A 16,748-nucleotide genomic window follows, 5' to 3' on the forward strand; every position below is an offset into this window, starting at 1 on the left:
CACCTCCCGCCTACGGCTACATGCGCATCCTCTGCGACGTGGCCGACCACCAGGTCCGTGCCATGGAACGTCGCCTACAGGTGTTCGCCGACGCCCTGGGACTCCATCTCGTCACCGTGTACCAAGAAGCCGTTACCGGCTCCATGGCCGAGTTTGACGAGTTGTGCGGGGTGCTTGAACGTGTGGACGTTCAGGACGTCATTGTGCTGTCCCTGCGGCACTTCTCGTCGCATGAGGCTCTGCAAGCGGCCATGGTCGAACGCCTGCTTCTGGGCCTCGACGCCAGCGTTCATGCACTGACGGACCACCACTCGGCGAGGGTTTCGTAGAGGGGAGGCGTCATGGCACGGGTGCGGCGTATGGATCAGCTAGAACTAGCCGCGGTCGGCACGGCCGTGGGCATCGCCCGGATCTTCACCCTGCTTCGGCTACGGACCTGGGGTGCTGTTCATCTTGTCGAGGAAGCGAAGCTCATCGTCTCTGAGCTGGTAACCAACGCGGTGAAGGCCACTGGTGTGACTGATCCCCACCTCGCATGGGGTACGTCGTCGGCACTCAACGTGATCACGGTGCGCCTGGTGGTGCAGGATGATGCCATCGTCATCGAGGTGTGGGACGCGGAGCCGACGAAGCCGGTGCGGACGGATCCGGCGGAGGATGACGAGGCCGGGCGCGGCCTGGTCTTGGTCGAAGCACTCGCCAGCCGGTGGGGCGCGTACGCGGCTCGCGGTGGCAAGGTGGTCTGGGCAGAGCTGCCGCTGCTTCCTGCCGCCCGCCCGTGACGTAGTTCCGAGCCCCCTTCCCCATCAGCCGGCGGTGACGGGAGAATGAGGCTAATAACGAAAGCCCCCTCGCGACCAGGGAGCGGATACGGGCTGTCGCTGCTGGGATGCGGGTGTGGGCAGATGACGTTGCGGGTTGGGCGGGAGGCATTGTGCATGCTCACAAGATGCCCTTGGGGAAGTTAAGGCGGCCAGGTCACTGCGATGAAACCTCAATTAGACGAGGCGAGTCGGAGCTGGCCTGAAAAGAATGGGTGAGACGTGACTGTGCAAGACGACGTGATAGGTGTAGGAATAACCAGCGATGCGACCTTTATGGGTCGAGTGGTACGCGATTTACGGGATCCGAGAGCCGTCGACTTCAATCCTGTCATTATGTTTTGCATGACGCCGCACCTGTCCCTTTTCGTGTACGAGTCGTATCGGAAACTCAAGGCAATTGATCCGCCATTGCCATCCGTGTTTTCAAGCGAGGCCGAGGCGGTCGTGGCGCGGTCGCGGCACAGTTTGAAACTGTTTGAGGACACTAAGCGAGGCATTGGCGGGCAACTCTCGTATTTTCGTGACGAGGTATCTCCTGCGCATGCCAAAGCGTTCCTTAACAATACATGGCTGCCCGTCGCTCGTTTTCTCGAAACTGACCTTGGGTTCTATAGCTATGACGGTAAAGTAATAACAACAACGCACGCTGCTACGTTTCACCTCGGTGTGGAGCCTGATGCCTTGTTTCAGGAGGGGGCGGGGCTTCACCTGCAAGCCATCTTTCAAGAATATGGGTCGTATCTTGCCGATCTGGGTGCAAGCTTTGAACCGGGGCGCGCGACGTTTGTCAGCTCCTTGGTCCCCCAACGTTTTGACGAGTGGCCTAATGGTGTCCGATCTGCCAAGTACTACGGCCGGGTGTTCAATGGCAAAGCCACGCCGGACATCAACAGACTGCTAACCGTATTTCGGGGAATGATGAACTTTGTGGACTCGGTCATCACCGCCGGTATGCCCGCTGATGAGATCGAGTACACCGTCTTCAAAATCAGGTTTTTGACCTTACATCAGGTGTTGGGTAGTTTGTATATGCTTCGGGATGAAAGGTCGAGTGACCTTACTGTGCAGTCCATGAGGTTCGTCAAGAAGATCACTGATTCGCCGGAAGCGGTTTTGATCATGAGCCTTGCCGCGAAGCCGTTCCGCAACACGCTTATGCACTACAATCTAGATTCCCGAGTCGATACGGCGAGAGTGGACGTGGCGCAGCCGCTTTTCGGTCTCGTGCCAATCTATTTCCCCTCGCATGATGTCACCTCACTAAGCGAGGTCGTTGATGGATGCATTGAGGCGACGGCGGCGACTTTGGAGGAATGGGCAACTTATTACTAGAGGGCGATCGCAAGGAAATGGCCGCCTGGAGAGCTAGTCGACAAAACATTAGGTAGGGACGGGTGTGTCTTGCTCTCCAGTCATCCGGAGAATCTTGAAAGCCGCCACGCTCCCCAGGGGCGGTGATGGACCGCCAGTGAGGGGGTAGTTTCCTTTCATGCCGGCGTAGAGGGCGAGTCTCTTTTCTGTGAGCTCTTCCACGATGGTGGTGATGCTTCGCTGAGCGTCTCGTATAGAGCTGCGAGAGAACTCGATGTCTGACGAGATGTCGCTCCAGTCCCGCAGCGTTTGAATAGCCACGTCGATAAGGTCCTCTTCGTCTGCGGTACACTCTTCGGGCTCGACGTGCTCGAGCCACCCAAGGCACCCGGAAAGTATTGGCCAAACATCGCGGCCCGTCATCACACGGCTAAGCAGAATGATGTCAAACTCTGGCTGTTCTACCGAAAGGACGTCGAGGACTCTTTCGACCTGCTTCTGGCTGAGCTTACCGATCGTTGCCGCCAAAGTCTTGAGCCCCCACACCTCGATGGTCACGTACGGGTGGGCCGGTCGAAGCTCGTTGTCGATGTATTGATCGACCTCGCCCGGCAGGGTGTCGTTGCTGAGGAAGCGCCACGTCAAGACGTCCCGGTGCTGTTGGAGACAGCCCTCAAGGTCGTCGCGGATCTTCGCCTTTGTCTTGGCGATTGGTTCACCCCTGGTGGCATGCGCTGCGAAGAACACCCGGGCCTCTGGGCAGTAGCCGTCGTTCTTGGTGTCACCCTTCGGTCCGGCCGCTCGTACGGGTTGGTAGTCACCCGGGTATAGCTCCAGGCCGAGCCGATCCATGCAGTCCTGGAAGGCGTTGCCCTCAAGCCGGAGGAGTTGGCCCTCCACGAGCTTTCGCAGCGAGTTGTGGTCCACGGAGCCATCACCTCACGACTCAGTACCCGCCGTGACCGAGCCAACCGACGTTCCACGCTTCACCGTCGGCCGCGGGTTGGCCCCTCGATCTACGGCGGCAAGCTCGACATCGTCGTCTTCACCGTATTTGACAGCAACGCTCACAGCTACGACGCCGAGCAGCAATTGTGTACGGGGCGTCGGCCGGGGCAGCGGTCGTCGTACGGGCCGTTGGGCCGTGCCGTCAGCCCGCTTCGCCCGAGGGGGCGCCGGCGGCTTCGCCCGAGGCTGCCGACTCCGTGCCGCCGGGGGTCGTGCCGCCCTGGGCCGTCGTGCCGCCGTCGTCGGTGGTGCCGCCGTCGTCCGTGGTGCCCCCGTCGTCGGTCGTGCCGCCGTCGTCGGTGGTGCCGCCGTCGTCCGTCGTGCCCCCGTCGTCCGTGGTCCCGCCGTCGTCCGTCGTGCCGCCGTCGTCGGAGGTGCCGCCGTCGTCCGTGCCGCCGTTGCCGCCGCCCGTGTTCGTGCCGCCGTTCGACGCGCCGCCCTGCGAGGACCCGCCGTCCGACGTGCCCCCGTCCGACGACGAGCCGCTGTCGGAGGGCGTGCCCGGCGAACTGCTCGACGGGCTCTGCGGCGGCGCGCTGCTCGTCTCGTCGCCGGTGTCCGTCCACGCCTCGGAGGGCTCCGGAGCCGACGACTCCGGCGACGGCGGGGCCGACTCGGAGGACGGGCTGCGGGACGACGGCTCCTCGGTGGGCAGCACGTCGTCGTCCGCCGCGGCCGACCGCTCGACCTCGACCCGGTCGGCGGGCGGGTCGTCGCTGCCGGCCATGCCCAGGGTGACCACCGTGCCGAGCACCGCGACGAGCAGCGCGCCGACGCCCGCCGCGATCAGGTTCCGCTTGGACGCCGTCGCCGCCTCGGCGCCGGGCCCGCGGACCGTGGGCGTCACGGTCGTCTCCGCGCCCCCGGTCGACGGGGAGATGAGCACGGTGGGCCGCTCCGCGCCCTCGCCCGGCTCGTCGAACGCCGCCGCCGCCTCCGGTACGGCCTGGGTGCCGGCCGGCACCACCGGCAGCGACGTCGTCACCGCCTCGCTGCTGCCGCCGTGCGTGACCAGCACGAGCGCGCGCCGGCTGGCGATCTCGCCGCCGCGGTCGGAGATCGCTCCGCGCAGCGCCAGCGCCGCCTCCAGCTCGGCCCGCGCCCGGGCGGTGTTGCCGGTGCACAGCGCCAGCACGCCCAGCTCGTGGTGGAAGTACGCCTCCGCCGCGACCTCGCCCGCGCGCCGGGCGGCCTCCTGCCCGTACCGGAGCGCCCGCTCCCAGGCGCTCCAGCGCAGCGCCGCGGCGAACGCGGGCGCGGCGGCGCGCGCGAGCAGTACCGCGGTGCTGGCGGTGGCGTCCTCCCGGTCGGCGACGAGCCTGCCGAGCGCGGCGAGGATGGCCTCCGCGTCGTCCGCGACCGTCTCGGGGGTCACCGAGCGGTGCGCGGACCACCAGGAGTAGTGCTGCGCGGCGGTGAGCGCCGCGTCCTGGCCGTCCTCGGCCGCCGGGCCGTAGCCGGCGGCGATGAGCTGCGCGGAGACGCCCGCGGCCAGCCGGTAGCGGCCGAGGCCGCCGGAGACCAGCCCGCAGCCGGCGAGTTCGGCGAGCGCGGTGTCGGCCAGCGCCTCGCCGGCGAGCGCGGGGAGCTGCGCGTGGTGCGGGAAGACCCCGCCGAGGGCCACGGCGAAGCGCAGCGCGGTACGGGCCGCTTCGCTCAGCCGCGACGCCAGCAGTGCGGCCGGCGCGGCGCTTTCGGCGAGCGTCGGCAGCGGCTCGGCCGCGCCGGGCTCGGCGAGCCGCAGCAGCGCGCCGGCCTGGACGAACCGCAGCGGCAGCCCCTCCGACTCGAACCACAGGTCCGCCGCCCAGGTGCGCTCCTCGTCGCCGAGCGGACGCCGCCCGGCGCGCTCCAGCAACTGCATGCAGGCGGCGCGGCCGAGGCCCGGCAGCGAGATCTCTTCGAGGTACGAGGCGGCCGTGGGCCCGGCCACGTCGGGGGTGACGGAGATCAGGTACGCGCACTCGGGGGTGGCGTCCAGCAGCTCTTCGAGCGCGGTGCCGCCGAACTCGGCGTCGTCGAGCACCACGACCGCGCCGATCTGCGGCAGCAGCTCGTCCAGTTGCTCGCGGTCGGGCCGCCGGCCGGTCAGCTCGTAGACGGCGGCGCACAGCTCGTACCGCAGGTCAGTGGGGGTGCGGGAGCGGCCGTTCAGCCGGATGACGCCGTCCGGCGCCAGCTCGGCGCAGTCGGCGGCCACGGCCTCCAGCAGGGCGCTGCGCCCGGAGCCGGAGGGGCCGGTGAGGCGGACGGAACGGCCGCGGGAGAGCAGGCGCACCAGCCGCTCGCGGATCTCGTCGCGCTCCAGCAGCGGCAGTTGGGGGGCCGCGGGGCCGGGCGGCGGCGACGGCGGCCTGCGGTGCTCGGCGCGCTCGTCGGCGGTCATCCGGCGCGGCGGGCCGGGGCGCTCGGCGGGCGGGCACAGCTCGGCGTGGGTGCCGTCGACGGGGTTGACGGTGAGCCGGTACTCGCCGGCGATGACGCGGGCCGTACGCGCCGGGCCCGGCCGTCCGCCCGCGGCGGGGGAGAGGCCGTCGCCCGGGCGGGCGCGCCCGGTGCCCTTGCCGCCGGAGCCCGGGAGGGGGCCGGGGAAGGAGCCGGGGGCGGGGGCGGAGACGGCGGGCGGCCCGGCGGGGTCGTCGGCCGCGTCGGGGACGGCGGCCTCGTCGGCGTACGGGCGCAGGGCCTCGTCGGCGTACGGCCGTACGGGCTCCTCGCCGGGGAACGCGCCTTCGTCCCCGTACGGACCCACGGGCTCCTCGCCCGGGAACGCGCCCTCGTCCGCGTACGGCCCGGCCGGCTCCTCGCCCGGGAACGTGCCCGCGCTCTCGTCGGCCGCGTACGGCCGTACGGACTCGTCCGCGCCGAACGCGCCCCCGTCCGCGAATCCGTCCCCGAACCCGTCCCCGGGTCCCTCCGCGAGCCCGCCCGCCGGCCGGTCGTGTTCCGGGTACGCGCCCCCCGGCTCGTCGGGGTCGGGGTGCGTGCTCGCCGGTTCACCGGGGTACGAACCCGGGGTGGAGCCCGGGGGAGGGGTTATGCCCTCGGGTGTGTCGTCCTGTCCATGGCCCGTGTTCGGGTCCATCGCGAAGCCCCCTGCCCGCCGTCCTGCGCCGTACCGCTCCCCGGCCCGGAAACCCTATGACCTCCGCCGGGCGATCTCCGAGGGGGGACTCCCCGACGAAGCCGTTTGTTCACTGAATCGTGAGGATGCGGTGGAGTCTGGTCGCCACCAGCAGTCGCTGCATCTGCGGCGGCACCCCGCGCAGCACGAGCCGCCGATCGGCCCGTCCCGCCCTGCGGTGTGCCCCCATGATGACACCCAGGCCGGTGGCGTCCCAGGAGTCGAGGTCGGTGAGGTCGAGGATCAGGTCGCCGCGGCCCTCGTCGACGGCCCGGTGCAGCGCGACCCGGGCGTCCGCCGCGCTGCGTACGTCGAGGCGGCCGCCCACGGCCAGCTCGGCGTGGTCTCCCTTGATGTACGCGGGCGCCCCGGGGCCCGTGCCGTCCGCGGCGCCGTCCGGCAGCGGACGGCGGGCGGCCCTGCGCGTGGGGCCCGTGCGTGGGCGGGCCCGGTGGTGGTAGGGCGGGGCGCTTTCGCGGCCCTCCGCCTCAAACATGTGCGCTCCCCGTCTGCGGGTTCTCGTTGTCCGTAAAAGCCGAATCCGTGCCGGTTCCGCTAGTGATCTGACTGCTCCCGGCGGTGCCGGGTTGCCGTCCGTACGGGTATCCGTCCCGATTTCACCCCTGCGGGGGATGCCGCACCCGCCCTCGGCCGACCGGACGGCCGGGGGAGCAACGGGCGTCCCGGGGTCAGTGCTCGTAGAAGCCGCGGCCGCTCTTGCGGCCGATGTCGCCCGCGTCGACCATGCGGCGCATCAGCTCCGGCGGCGCGAACTTCTCGTCCTGGGTCTCGGTGTAGATGTTCTCGGCGGCGTGCAGCAGGATGTCGACGCCGGTCAGGTCGGTGGTGGCCAGCGGCCCCATGGCGTGGCCGAAGCCCAGCCGGCAGGCCACGTCGATGTCCTCGGCGGTGGCGACGCCCGACTCGTACAGCTTGATGGCCTCGACGACGAGCGCGGTGATCAGCCGCGTGGTCACGAAGCCGGCCACGTCGCGGTTGGCGACGATGCAGGTCTTGCCGGTGGATTCGGCGAAGGCCCGGGCCCGGGCGAGGGTGTCGTCGGCGGTCTTCAGGCCCCGTACCAGCTCGCAGAGCCGCATCAGGGGAACCGGCGAGAAGAAGTGCATGCCGACGACGCGCTCGGGGCGGGCGGTGGCCGCCGCGATCTTGGTGATGGGGATCGCGGAGGTGTTGGAGGCGAGCACCGTGTCGTCGCGCACCAGGCCGTCGAGCGTGCGGAAGATCTCCTGCTTGACGTCGAGCCGTTCGAAGACCGCCTCGACGACGAGGTCCGCGTCGGCGGCGGCGTCGAGGTCGGTGGTGGTGGTGATCCGGGCGAGCGCCTGCTCGGCGGTGGCCGCGTCCAGCTTGCCCTTGGCGACGAACTTCTCGTACGAGGCCCTGATGCCGTCCGTGCCGCGTGTCAGCGCCTCGTCGGTGAGGTCGCGCAGCACGACGTCCCAGCCGGCCTGTGCGGCGACCTGGGCGATGCCGGACCCCATGAGTCCGGCTCCGACGATGGCGAGCTTTCCGGCGGATTCCACGGTGTTCCCTCGCTCTACGGCTCGTTCACGTGCTCCGAAGCGGACACTAGCGCTCCTGGCGGGCCCGCGGAGCGCTTAGAGATGCGCGTCACGTCTCAAATGACGGACATCACACGCCCGGGGCTCAGTCGCCGGGGCGGCGCGCGTAGTTGAGCACCTTTTGGCCCAACAGGTTCTCCATCTCGTCCAGAAGGGCGAGCGCGTCGCGCGAGACGTCCCCCGGGTCGCGGCCGGCGAGCATCGCGCGGCGGATGAAGTCGTAGAGGGCGTTGCCGACCCAGGAGAGCTGACCCGCGATCAGCTCCGGAAGCGGGTCGTCCGCGGCGGCGCCGGTCTCCTCGCGGAGGGTGGCGGCGAGGTGCAGCAGGCCCTCCTGCTGCATGTGCCACAGCCGGGCCTTGAGGGCGTTGGCCTCCTGGACGACCACGAGGAACTTCCCGATCCCCGGATTGAGCCCGACCCGGCCCGACACCGCCTCGACGTCCTCGCGCAGCCCGCGCAGCACGGCGTCCGCGGCGGACTCGCCTCGCGCCCGGCCGCGTACCTCGCGGGAGGCGCGCTCCACGAGGTCCCGGCTGCGGTCGAGGAAGAGGTCCTCCTTGGCCGGGAAGTAGTTGTAGACCGTGTTGACCGAGACGTCCGCGGCCTCGGCGACCTCGGCGACGGTGACCGCGTCGAAGCCGCGCTCCAGGAACAGGCCGGTGGCCACGTCGGAGATGAGCTGTCTGGTCTGCCGCTTCTTGCGCTCCCTGAGTCCCTCGGCCATGCCCTCATCGTACCCAGGCTGGTGTCTCTGAAAATTTAGAGTCATTGCAAAGTTTCAGTGACTCTGTTTTTCTGGGGTCATGGCCATCCTCAGCGCGTCCGGCCTCGCCCGGACCTTCACGACCAAGCAGGGGCCGGTCGAGGCCGTGCGCGGCATCGACCTGCGCGTCCAGCCCGGCGAGATCGTCGGGCTCCTCGGCCCCAACGGCGCCGGCAAGACCACCACCCTCCAGATGCTCACCACGCTGCTGCCGCCCACCGGCGGCGCCGCCACCGTCGCCGGCCGCGACCTGGTCGCGGACCCGGCGGGCGTGCGCGCCCGCATCGGGTACGTGGCCCAGAGCAGCGGCGTCGACCCGCAGGTCGCCGTACGGGAGGAACTCGTCACCCAGGGCCGGCTGTACCGGCTGGCGAAGCCGGAAGCCGCCGCGCGAGCCGTCGAACTCGCCGCGGAGCTGGGCCTCGACGGACTGCTCGACCGGCCCTGCGCCGCGCTCTCCGGCGGCCAGCGGCGCCGCCTCGACATCGCGCTCGGGCTGGTGCACCGGCCCGAGCTGCTCTTCCTCGACGAGCCCACCACCGGGCTCGACCCGGGCAGCCGGGCCGACCTGTGGGACCTGGTGCGCCGGCTGCGCGACGAGCACGGCACCACCGTCGTGCTCACCACGCACTACCTCGACGAGGCCGACGCGCTCGCCGACCGCATCGTGGTCGTCGACCGCGGCGTGATCGTCGCGGACGCCACGCCGCGGGAGTTGAAGGAGCGCTACGCGGGTGCGCCCGACGCCTCGCTCCAGGACGCCTTCCTCGCGCTCACCGGCCGCCGCCCCGCACCCGCCCAGGACCCCGCGCCGCTCTCCGTCTGACGCCGCCCGCTCGGTCCGGCACGCGCCCGCTCGGTCCGGCCCGCCCGTCCGACGCCCGCCCTCCGCCCCCGCCACGCCCGTTCCGTACGCCACCAGCCCCCGGGAGACCGCCGTGCACGCCCTCGCCGCCGACACCGCCCTCGTCTTCGGCCGCTACGCCCGCCAGACCCTGCGCTCACGCTTCCAGATGCTCTTCGGCATCCTCATGCCCCTGCTCTACCTCGTCTTCTTCGGCCCCCTGCTGCGGGACCTGCCGCTGTCCGCCGACGGCAGCTTCTGGCAGGTGCTGGTCCCCGGGCTGCTGATGATGCTCGGGCTCTTCAGCGCCTCCTTCGCCGGCTTCGGCCTCATCGTCGAGAAGAACCTCGGCGTGCTGGAGCGCATGCGCGCCACCCCCGTCAGCCGGCTCGCGCTGCTCCTCGGCCGGGTGCTGCGCGACGCGCTGCTTATGCTCTTCCAGGCCGTGCTGCTCGTCGTCGCAGCGGTGGCGATGGGGCTGCGTGCGCCGCTGCCCGGGGTGCTGATCGGGCTGGGGTTCGTCGTGCTGATCACGACGCCGATGGCCTCGCTGTCGTACGCCTTCGCCCTGCGGGTGCGTACGCCGCAGGAGTTCGGGCCGGCCGTCAACACGGTCACGCTGCCGTCGATGCTGCTGTCCGGGCTGATGCTGCCGATGGCGCTGGCGCCGGGGTGGCTGGACGCGCTCTCGCACGCCGTGCCGTACCGCTACGTCGTCGACGCGGTACGCGCCGCCTTCGTCGGCGAGTACGCCGGCGCCGACATGCTCTACGGCTCGCTCGTCGCCGTCGCGTTCGCCGTGGGGGCGGTGACGCTGGGCACACGCGTGTTCCGCGGCGCCGGCGCGTAGCGAAGCGGGCATACGCTGTCCGCATGGTGAACCTGACGCGGATCTACACCCGTACCGGAGACAAGGGCACCACGGCCCTCGGCGACATGAGCCGGGTGCCGAAGACCGACCTGCGGATCTCCGCGTACGCCGACGCCAACGAGGCGAACGCCGTGATCGGGACCGCCCTCGCCCTCGGCGAGCTGCCCGAGGAGGTCGCCCGCGTCCTCACCCGGGTGCAGAACGACCTCTTCGACGTCGGCGCCGACCTCTCCACGCCCGTGCGGCCGGACCCGGAGTTCCCGCCGCTGCGCGTCGAGCAGGAGTACGTGGACCGGCTGGAGGCCGACTGCGACCGCTTCCTCGCCGAGGTGGAGAAGCTGCGCAGCTTCATCCTCCCCGGCGGCACGCCCGGCGCGGCGCTGCTGCACCAGGCGTGCACGGTGGTGCGCCGGGCCGAGCGGTCGACGTGGGCCGCGCTGGAGGTGCACGGCGAGACCATGAACCCGCTGACGGCCACCTACCTCAACCGGCTATCGGACCTGCTTTTCATCCTTGCCCGCATCGCCAACAAGGCGGTCGGTGACGTGCTGTGGGTCCCCGGCGGCGAACGCTGAGCGGTCGCGCTCCCCGTCCGGCTCCACCGCGCCGTCCGGCCGCCTCTTGGGCGAGACCGTGTAGCTGCCGGCGATGATCACGTTGATGCCTATGACGAAGAGCATCCGCACCTGCCACGCCTTCAGCGACTCCGTGCCCCCGTCGTCGCCGACGTACCACACCGCGCCCTGGAGCAGGGCGATCGCGATGCCGCTCGCCAGGATCCAGCGGGCGGCGGTCTTCCACTCGTGCAGCGCCCGCGCCATGCCGTACTTCGGCGGCTTCACCGGCGGCGGCCCGCCCGCGAACCGGTGCGCGAAGCGGACGTCGACCCAGCGGATCGTCGACGGGCCCAGCGCGATCGAGAAGCCGATGTAGACGGCGGCCAGGCCGTGCTTCCAGTCCGGCTCCGCGCCGTTCTTCAGGTCGATCGTCGTGACGACGAGCAGCACGACCTCCAGCAGCGGCTCGCACAGCAGCACCGCGGCGCCCAGCCGCGGCTTCCTCGCCAGGTACCGCAGCGCGAGACCCGCGGCGAGCAGCACCCAGAAGGCGACCTCGCAGACGATGATGAGCGTGACGATCACGGTGTGCTCTCCCTTCCCCGGCCTCCCTTCCAGGCTCCCGTGCGGTGCGCGCGGGTACGTCGTCGTACGCGACGATCCCGGACTGCATCCTTCGATGTAGCGCGCGCCCCGGAAAAGCGGCCCGGGATGCGGAGGCCCGCGGCGCCGCGGCCGTGTTTGATGGGGGAGTGAGCAGCTCACGCCCCTCGCTCCGGCCGCACCGCGACGACGTACTCCTCGCGGTCATCGGCCTGCTCGGCGGGCTGGCGCTGTGGGCGCTGGGACTGCACACCCAGACGGGGCGGCCGTTCGACGACTCGCGGCTGACGCTGATCCCGCTCGCGGTCATGGCGGGCACGGAGCTGCTGCGCCGCAGCCGGCCGATGACCGCGCTGGCCGTCGCCACCGTCGCCTTCGCCGCCGACCAGCTCACCTGGGGCACGCTGGCCACGATCCTGATGTTCACGGACCTGGTGTACGCGGCCGTGCTCTACGGCACCGCGACCGCCGCCCGCTGGATCCCGCGGGCCGCCGCGGCGCTCACCGTGGCCGCGACCCTCGTCGTGCTGGCCCTCTTCCAGGACCGGGCCGCGATCCTCCTCGGCGTCGCCGTCGGCCTGATCACCCTCGCCCCGGCCACCACCGGCGTCGCCGTACGCACCCACCGGCAGGCCGCCGACGCCGCCCGGCTGCGCGCGGAGCAGACGGCGCTGCTCGCGGAGCTGGACCGGCGCGAGGCCGTCGGCGCCGAACGCGCCCGGATGGCACGCGAGCTGCACGACATGGTGGCCAACCACCTCTCCGCCATCGCCATCCACGCCACCGCCGCCCAGACGATCGGCGACCCGAAGGCGTCGCGGGAGGCGCTCTCCGTCATCCGCGAGAACAGCGTGCAGGGACTGGCGGAGATGCGGCGCCTCATCGGCCTGCTGCGCGACTCCGAGGGCGACGGCACGGCGGCCGGGCCGGCCGCGGCGCCGACGCTGGACGGGCTGGCGGCGCTGGTCGGGCAGGCCCGTACCAACGGGGCCGCCAGCGGCCTCGACATCGTCCTGGACGACGCCCGCGAGCCGGGCGCGGCGCTGCCGGCGCCGGTGGAGCTGGCCGCGTACCGCATCGTGCAGGAGTCGCTGACCAACGCGCTCAAGCACGCCGCCCCCGGCGAGGTACGGGTCCGGCTGGCCGGGCCCGAGCCGCTGACGGTGGCGGTGACCAGCCCGCTCGGCGACGGGACGCAGCGCGACGGGCGGCCGGGCGGCGAGCCCGTGCCGCGGGCGCCGGGCTCCGGCGCCGGACTGATCGGGATGGAGGAGCGCGTGGCACTGCTGGGCGGCTCGTTCACCGCGGGCCCCGAGGCCGGCGGCCCCGAGGACGGCGACGACGGGGACGGCGGCGGCGAGGACGGTACGGCGGGCGCCGGGAACGGCACGGCGGACGGCGCCGCGGCCGGCGGCAAGCGCTGGGCCGTCCGCGCCGGGCTGCCCACAGCCGAGACCACCACCGCACCGCAACGGAGGACCCATGGCTGACGCCGCCCCGCCCGTCCGGATCCTCGTCGCCGAGGACCAGCAGGCCGTACGCGCCGGACTCGTCCTCATCCTGCGCTCCGCCGCCGGCCTGGACGTCGTCGGCGAGGCCGCCGACGGCGAGGAGGCCGTGCGGCTGGCCCGCGAACTGCGGCCCGACGTGGTGCTGATGGACATCCAGATGCCCAAGCTCGACGGGGTCGCGGCGACCCGCCGGATCAGCGCCGAGGAACTGGCCGACGTGCTGGTGCTGACGACGTTCGACCTCGACGAGTACGTCTTCGGCGCGCTGCGCGCCGGCGCCGCCGGCTTCCTGCTGAAGAACACCGAGGCGGACGCCCTGGTGGAAGCGGTACGCACCGTCGCGCGCGGCGAGGGGCTGATCGCCCCGGCCGTGACCCGGCGGCTGATCGCCGAGTTCGCGGGCGGCCGGCGGGGCCCCGCGCCCGGCGGCCCCGACCCGGCGGTCCTCGACGCGCTCACGCGGCGCGAGCGGGAGGTGCTGGCCTGCCTGGGGCAGGGCCTGTCCAACGCGGACGTCGCGGCCCGGCTCGACATGGCGGAGGCCACGGTGAAGACCCACGTCAGCCGGCTGCTGGCGAAGCTGGGGCTGCGCAGCCGGGTGCAGGCCGCGGTGCTGGCCCAGGAGTTGGGCGTCTGAGCGGGCCGGCGGCCGGGGCGTCCGTGACGGACGTACGCCCCGGCCGCCCGCGCGGCCGTACGTCCTAAACGTCGCGCTTCGACAGCAGCGCGAACGCCAGCAGCAGCATCCCGCCGGTGACGGCGGCCAGCAGACCGAGCAGCCCCCAGCCGCCCGTGCCCATGTCGCTGAAGAACGGGATGCCGAAGAGCGAGGCGAGACCGCTGAGCGGGGAGTACTCGATCAGCTTGCGCTGGACGTCCTCCAGGCTCTCCGTCTGCATGAACAGCGCGATGATCAGCGGCAGCAGGATGAAGCCGACCATCGTGGTGATGGCGCCCGCCGAGTGCCGCAGGATCGCGCCCACGGCCAGCGCGAGCAGGCCGAGCAGCGACACGTACAGCGCCGCGCCCACGGTGGCGTCGAACCACTGGCCGCCGGTGGCGATCAGCTCGCCGCTGTCGGAGATGGAGCCCTTGAACATCTCGTCGTCGTAGTCGTACTCGGGCACCGTCTGGCCGCCGAGGACCGCCGAGTGGATCACCGCGGTGATCGCGCACGCCACGGTGGTGAGGACGAAGGCGAGCACGAAGAACACCACGGCCTTGGCCGCCAGCACCCGCCAGCGCTGGGGCGAGGCGGTCAGCGTGGTACGGATCATGCCCGTGCCGTACTCGGAGGTGATCACCAGCACGCCGAGCGTCACGATGCAGATCTGACCGAGCATCAGGCCGAACAGGCCGCCGGAGAGCAGCGGTGCGCCGACCCAGTCGTCGGTGCTCATCGCCAGCGCGATGAGGAAGCCGACGCCGACGACGAGCAGCAGCATGACGCCCAGCGTCCACATGGTGGAGCGCACCGAGCGGATCTTGGTCCACTCGGAGGCGAAGGCGTGGCCCAGGTGCGTCCGGACGATCGGGATCGGCGAGGAGTAGCCGCCGCCCGCGGGCGGACGGGCGTGCGGCGCGGCACCCGGGACGGGAGCGGCACCCGGGACGGGAGCGGCGCCCTGGACGGGAGCGGTGCCGGGGAGCGGGGGTGCGCCCGGGGCGGGGGCGGAGGGCTGCGGCGGGTAGCTCATCGGCGGGTCTCACCTTCGCGCGGGGCGGGAGCGGCGGCGCCGGGCGGGGCCTGCGGCGCGGCCGGGGGTGGCGGCGGAGCGTACCCCTGCGGCGGGGGCGGGGCGTAGCCGGGCTGCGGCATGCCGGGGCCGGCCGGGGGCATCCCCGGGGCGCCCATCGGCGGCGCGTAGCCGGGGCCGGTGGGCGCGTAGCCCTGCGGGGGCACCGGGCCCGCCGGCTGCTGGAGGCCGGCGCGCTGGTCGACGGTGGAGCGGAAGTCCACCGCGCCCTGCGTCATCCGCATGTACGCCTCCTCAAGCGACGCCTCGTGCGGCGACAGCTCCCACAGCCGGATGCCCGCGTCGTGCGCCAGGTCGCTGATCCGCGGCAGCGGCATCCCGCCCACGCGCAGCGCCCCGTCGTCCTCGGGCTGCACGTACGCGCCCTGCTCGCTGAGCGCGGCGGTCAGCTTCTCGCGCTGCGCCTGCTCCCCGTCGGGGACGCGGACGCGGGCGAAGCTCGCCGAGTGCGTGTTGATGAAGTCCCGTACGCTCATGTCCGCCATGAGCTGGCCGCGGCCGATGACGATGAGGTGGTCGGCGGTGAGCGCCATCTCGCTCATCAGGTGGCTGGAGACGAAGATGGTGCGGCCCTCGCTCGCCAGCTTCTTCATCAGGTTGCGGATCCACAGGATGCCCTCGGGGTCGAGGCCGTTGACCGGCTCGTCGAAGAGCAGGATCTGCGGGTCGCCGAGCAGCGCGCCGGCGATGCCCAGGCGCTGGCCCATGCCGAGCGAGAAGCCCTTGGAGCGGCGGCCCGCGACCTCGCGCAGGCCGACGACGTCGAGCACCTCGTCCACGCGGCGCTGCGGGATGCCGGAGAGCTGGGCGACGCAGCGCAGGTGGTTGCGGGCGCTGCGGCCGCCGTGCACCGCCTTGGCGTCCAGCAGGGCGCCGACCTGGCGGGGGGCGTTGGGCAGCTTGCGGTACGGGTGGCCGCCCACGGTGACGCTGCCGCCGCTCGGCTCGTCGAGCCCCAGGATCATGCGCATCGTCGTCGACTTGCCGGCCCCGTTGGGGCCGACGAAGCCGGTGATGAGGCCCGGCTGGACGGTGAAGGAAAGGTTGTACACGGCGGTCTTCGCGCCGTAGGTCTTCGTCAGACCCTGTGCTTCGATCATGTGGCCCCCTGCGCCGGACACGGGGGCACACGTTCGTTCCCGTCCCCCTTCAGGCTAAGAGGCTATCGGGGCGCTTCCGGTTCCCGGCGGGCAGGCCGCGCGGGGGTCAGGCGTCCCGCTTCTTCATCACGATGTACCCGCCGATCAGCGCCGCCGCCGTCCACGCGCACATGATGCCGAAGCCGCCCCACGGGCCGTACGGCACGTCGCCGCTGTCCAGCGCGCCCGGCACCACCTGCATGACCCGCGAGCCCGCCTGGTCCGGCAGGTACACCGCGACGTCCCGGGTGGCCGGGACGCCCGCCAGGATCGAGGAGACCAGGAAGAAGAACGCCATCAGCAGGCCGAGCGAGAGCACCGTGCTGCGCAGCATCGCGGCCACGCCCATGGAGAACATCGCGATCACGGCCATGTAGAGCCCGGCGCCGATGACGGCCCGGAGCACGTTGTCGTCGCCGATCGACGCCTTGTGCTCGCCGAGCAGGGACTGGCCGAGGAAGAACGTGATGAAGCTGGTGAGCAGCCCGACGATCAGGGCGAGCAGCGTGGCGACGACGATCTTGGAGACGTAGAACGTGGCGCGCTGCGGCACCGCGGCCAGCGAGGTCTTGATCATGCCGGAGCTGTACTCCGTGCTGACCACCAGGACGCCGAAGACGACCATCGCGAGCTGCCCCAGCATCATGCCGAAGAAGCTCACCAGGGTCGGGTCGAAGGTGACCTGCTCGGCGCGCGAGAGGTCGTCGAACGTGGCGTTCATGACGCCGGACAGGAGCGCGCCCACCGCCGCGGTGAGGACCAGCGCGGCGGCCAGCGTCCACATCGTGGAGCTGACCGTGCGGACCTTGGTCCACTCCGACTTGAGCACTGCCGAAGGTGCTGCCATGGC

The 16,748-nt window shown here is 71.5% G+C and carries 17 protein-coding genes; 8 read left to right on the forward strand and 9 right to left on the reverse strand.

Going from position 1 to position 16,748, the window contains the following annotated elements; translation table 11 throughout:
• The first annotated feature begins 38 nt into the window (after positions 1-38).
• From QBL21_RS07665 to QBL21_RS07675, 3 genes are all read left to right on the forward strand, one after another.
• On the forward strand, positions 39-329 hold the full coding sequence (locus QBL21_RS07665; protein ID WP_407561238.1) for a hypothetical protein: 291 nt from the start codon (positions 39-41) through the stop codon (positions 327-329).
• Positions 330-359: 30 nt separating this feature from the next.
• Positions 360-782, forward strand: a complete 423-nt coding sequence (locus QBL21_RS07670; RefSeq protein ID WP_407561239.1) for an ATP-binding protein — start codon at positions 360-362, stop codon at positions 780-782.
• Positions 783-1,166: 384 nt separating this feature from the next.
• The gene (locus QBL21_RS07675; protein ID WP_407561240.1) at positions 1,167-2,156 is read left to right on the forward strand and encodes a hypothetical protein; all 990 of its coding nucleotides are present in this window, start codon (positions 1,167-1,169) and stop codon (positions 2,154-2,156) included.
• Between the two features lie 48 nt (positions 2,157-2,204).
• Here the strand turns inward: QBL21_RS07675 and QBL21_RS07680 are convergent, their stop codons facing one another.
• The 5 genes from QBL21_RS07680 to QBL21_RS07700 all read right to left on the reverse strand — a co-directional run bounded on the left by QBL21_RS07680 (position 2,205) and on the right by QBL21_RS07700 (position 8,577).
• Positions 2,205-3,062, reverse strand: coding sequence for a hypothetical protein (locus QBL21_RS07680; protein ID WP_407561241.1), 858 nt, complete (start codon positions 3,060-3,062; stop codon positions 2,205-2,207).
• 223 nt (positions 3,063-3,285) lie between these two features.
• Positions 3,286-6,228, reverse strand: coding sequence for an ATP-binding protein (locus QBL21_RS07685; protein ID WP_407561242.1), 2,943 nt, complete (start codon positions 6,226-6,228; stop codon positions 3,286-3,288).
• A 109-nt stretch (positions 6,229-6,337) separates the two neighbouring features.
• Entirely contained in the window at positions 6,338-6,670 is a 333-nt protein-coding gene (locus tag QBL21_RS07690) for an STAS domain-containing protein (protein ID WP_407566341.1), read from the reverse strand.
• 286 nt (positions 6,671-6,956) lie between these two features.
• The gene (locus tag QBL21_RS07695) at positions 6,957-7,811 is read right to left on the reverse strand and encodes a 3-hydroxyacyl-CoA dehydrogenase family protein (protein ID WP_407561243.1); all 855 of its coding nucleotides are present in this window, start codon (positions 7,809-7,811) and stop codon (positions 6,957-6,959) included.
• 124 nt (positions 7,812-7,935) lie between these two features.
• Entirely contained in the window at positions 7,936-8,577 is a 642-nt protein-coding gene (locus QBL21_RS07700) for a TetR/AcrR family transcriptional regulator (RefSeq protein ID WP_407561244.1), read from the reverse strand.
• A 79-nt stretch (positions 8,578-8,656) separates the two neighbouring features.
• Between QBL21_RS07700 and QBL21_RS07705 the strand changes: the two genes are divergently transcribed.
• The 3 genes from QBL21_RS07705 (at position 8,657) to QBL21_RS07715 (ending at position 10,906) form a co-directional block, all read left to right on the forward strand.
• Positions 8,657-9,442 carry an ABC transporter ATP-binding protein gene (locus QBL21_RS07705; protein WP_407561245.1) on the forward strand — a complete coding sequence of 262 codons (786 nt, stop codon included), beginning with the start codon at positions 8,657-8,659 and terminating at the stop codon, positions 9,440-9,442.
• 112 nt (positions 9,443-9,554) lie between these two features.
• Positions 9,555-10,310 (forward strand): ABC transporter permease, encoded by a 756-nt coding sequence (locus QBL21_RS07710; RefSeq protein ID WP_407561246.1) that lies wholly within the window; start codon positions 9,555-9,557, stop codon positions 10,308-10,310.
• A 23-nt stretch (positions 10,311-10,333) separates the two neighbouring features.
• A complete protein-coding gene (locus tag QBL21_RS07715; RefSeq protein ID WP_407561247.1) occupies positions 10,334-10,906 on the forward strand; it encodes a cob(I)yrinic acid a,c-diamide adenosyltransferase in 573 nt (190 codons plus the stop codon).
• On the opposite strand, the gene QBL21_RS07720 is transcribed toward QBL21_RS07715, so the two are convergent.
• The gene (locus QBL21_RS07720; protein WP_407561248.1) at positions 10,823-11,473 is read right to left on the reverse strand and encodes a hypothetical protein; all 651 of its coding nucleotides are present in this window, start codon (positions 11,471-11,473) and stop codon (positions 10,823-10,825) included. The genes QBL21_RS07715 and QBL21_RS07720 overlap by 84 nt on opposite strands.
• 167 nt (positions 11,474-11,640) lie before the next feature.
• On the opposite strand from QBL21_RS07720, the gene QBL21_RS07725 reads away from it, so the two are divergent.
• Both QBL21_RS07725 and QBL21_RS07730 read left to right on the forward strand, forming a co-directional pair.
• Positions 11,641-12,981: a sensor histidine kinase gene (locus tag QBL21_RS07725; protein ID WP_407561249.1), complete on the forward strand. Its 1,341-nt coding sequence runs from the start codon at positions 11,641-11,643 to the stop codon at positions 12,979-12,981.
• A complete protein-coding gene (locus tag QBL21_RS07730; RefSeq protein WP_407561250.1) occupies positions 12,974-13,639 on the forward strand; it encodes a response regulator in 666 nt (221 codons plus the stop codon). The genes QBL21_RS07725 and QBL21_RS07730 overlap by 8 nt, the downstream gene beginning before the upstream one ends.
• Before the next feature lie 64 nt (positions 13,640-13,703).
• Here QBL21_RS07730 and QBL21_RS07735 read toward each other — a convergent pair whose 3' ends face one another.
• The 3 genes from QBL21_RS07735 to QBL21_RS07745 form a co-directional block, all read right to left on the reverse strand.
• On the reverse strand, positions 13,704-14,699 hold the full coding sequence (locus tag QBL21_RS07735) for an ABC transporter permease (protein ID WP_407561251.1): 996 nt from the start codon (positions 14,697-14,699) through the stop codon (positions 13,704-13,706).
• On the reverse strand, positions 14,696-15,859 hold the full coding sequence (locus QBL21_RS07740) for an ABC transporter ATP-binding protein (RefSeq protein ID WP_407561252.1): 1,164 nt from the start codon (positions 15,857-15,859) through the stop codon (positions 14,696-14,698). Before QBL21_RS07740 ends, QBL21_RS07735 begins: the two co-directional genes overlap by 4 nt.
• A gap of 106 nt (positions 15,860-15,965) precedes the next feature.
• Positions 15,966-16,745: an ABC transporter permease subunit gene (locus QBL21_RS07745; protein WP_407561253.1), complete on the reverse strand. Its 780-nt coding sequence runs from the start codon at positions 16,743-16,745 to the stop codon at positions 15,966-15,968.
• Positions 16,746-16,748 lie beyond the last annotated feature (3 nt).

Source organism: Streptomyces sp. 184 (genome assembly GCF_045781775.1).
In the GTDB taxonomy this organism is placed as follows: Bacteria; Actinomycetota; Actinomycetes; order Streptomycetales; family Streptomycetaceae; genus Streptomyces.

What these genes read in the sequence shown, in the direction of transcription:
- QBL21_RS07670 (WP_407561239.1), top strand. Translation starts at nt 360, where the DNA reads ATGGATCAGCTAGAACTAGCCGCGGTCGGCACGGCCGTGGGCATCGCC.
- QBL21_RS07675 (WP_407561240.1), top strand. Translation starts at nt 1,167, where the DNA reads ATGACGCCGCACCTGTCCCTTTTCGTGTACGAGTCGTATCGGAAACTC.
- QBL21_RS07685 (WP_407561242.1), bottom strand. Translation starts at nt 6,228, where the DNA reads ATGGACCCGAACACGGGCCATGGACAGGACGACACACCCGAGGGCATA.
- QBL21_RS07700 (WP_407561244.1), bottom strand. Translation starts at nt 8,577, where the DNA reads ATGGCCGAGGGACTCAGGGAGCGCAAGAAGCGGCAGACCAGACAGCTC.
- QBL21_RS07705 (WP_407561245.1), top strand. Translation starts at nt 8,657, where the DNA reads ATGGCCATCCTCAGCGCGTCCGGCCTCGCCCGGACCTTCACGACCAAG.
- QBL21_RS07715 (WP_407561247.1), top strand. Translation starts at nt 10,334, where the DNA reads ATGGTGAACCTGACGCGGATCTACACCCGTACCGGAGACAAGGGCACC.
- QBL21_RS07730 (WP_407561250.1), top strand. Translation starts at nt 12,974, where the DNA reads ATGGCTGACGCCGCCCCGCCCGTCCGGATCCTCGTCGCCGAGGACCAG.
- QBL21_RS07735 (WP_407561251.1), bottom strand. Translation starts at nt 14,699, where the DNA reads ATGAGCTACCCGCCGCAGCCCTCCGCCCCCGCCCCGGGCGCACCCCCG.
- QBL21_RS07740 (WP_407561252.1), bottom strand. Translation starts at nt 15,859, where the DNA reads ATGATCGAAGCACAGGGTCTGACGAAGACCTACGGCGCGAAGACCGCC.
- QBL21_RS07745 (WP_407561253.1), bottom strand. Translation starts at nt 16,745, where the DNA reads ATGGCAGCACCTTCGGCAGTGCTCAAGTCGGAGTGGACCAAGGTCCGC.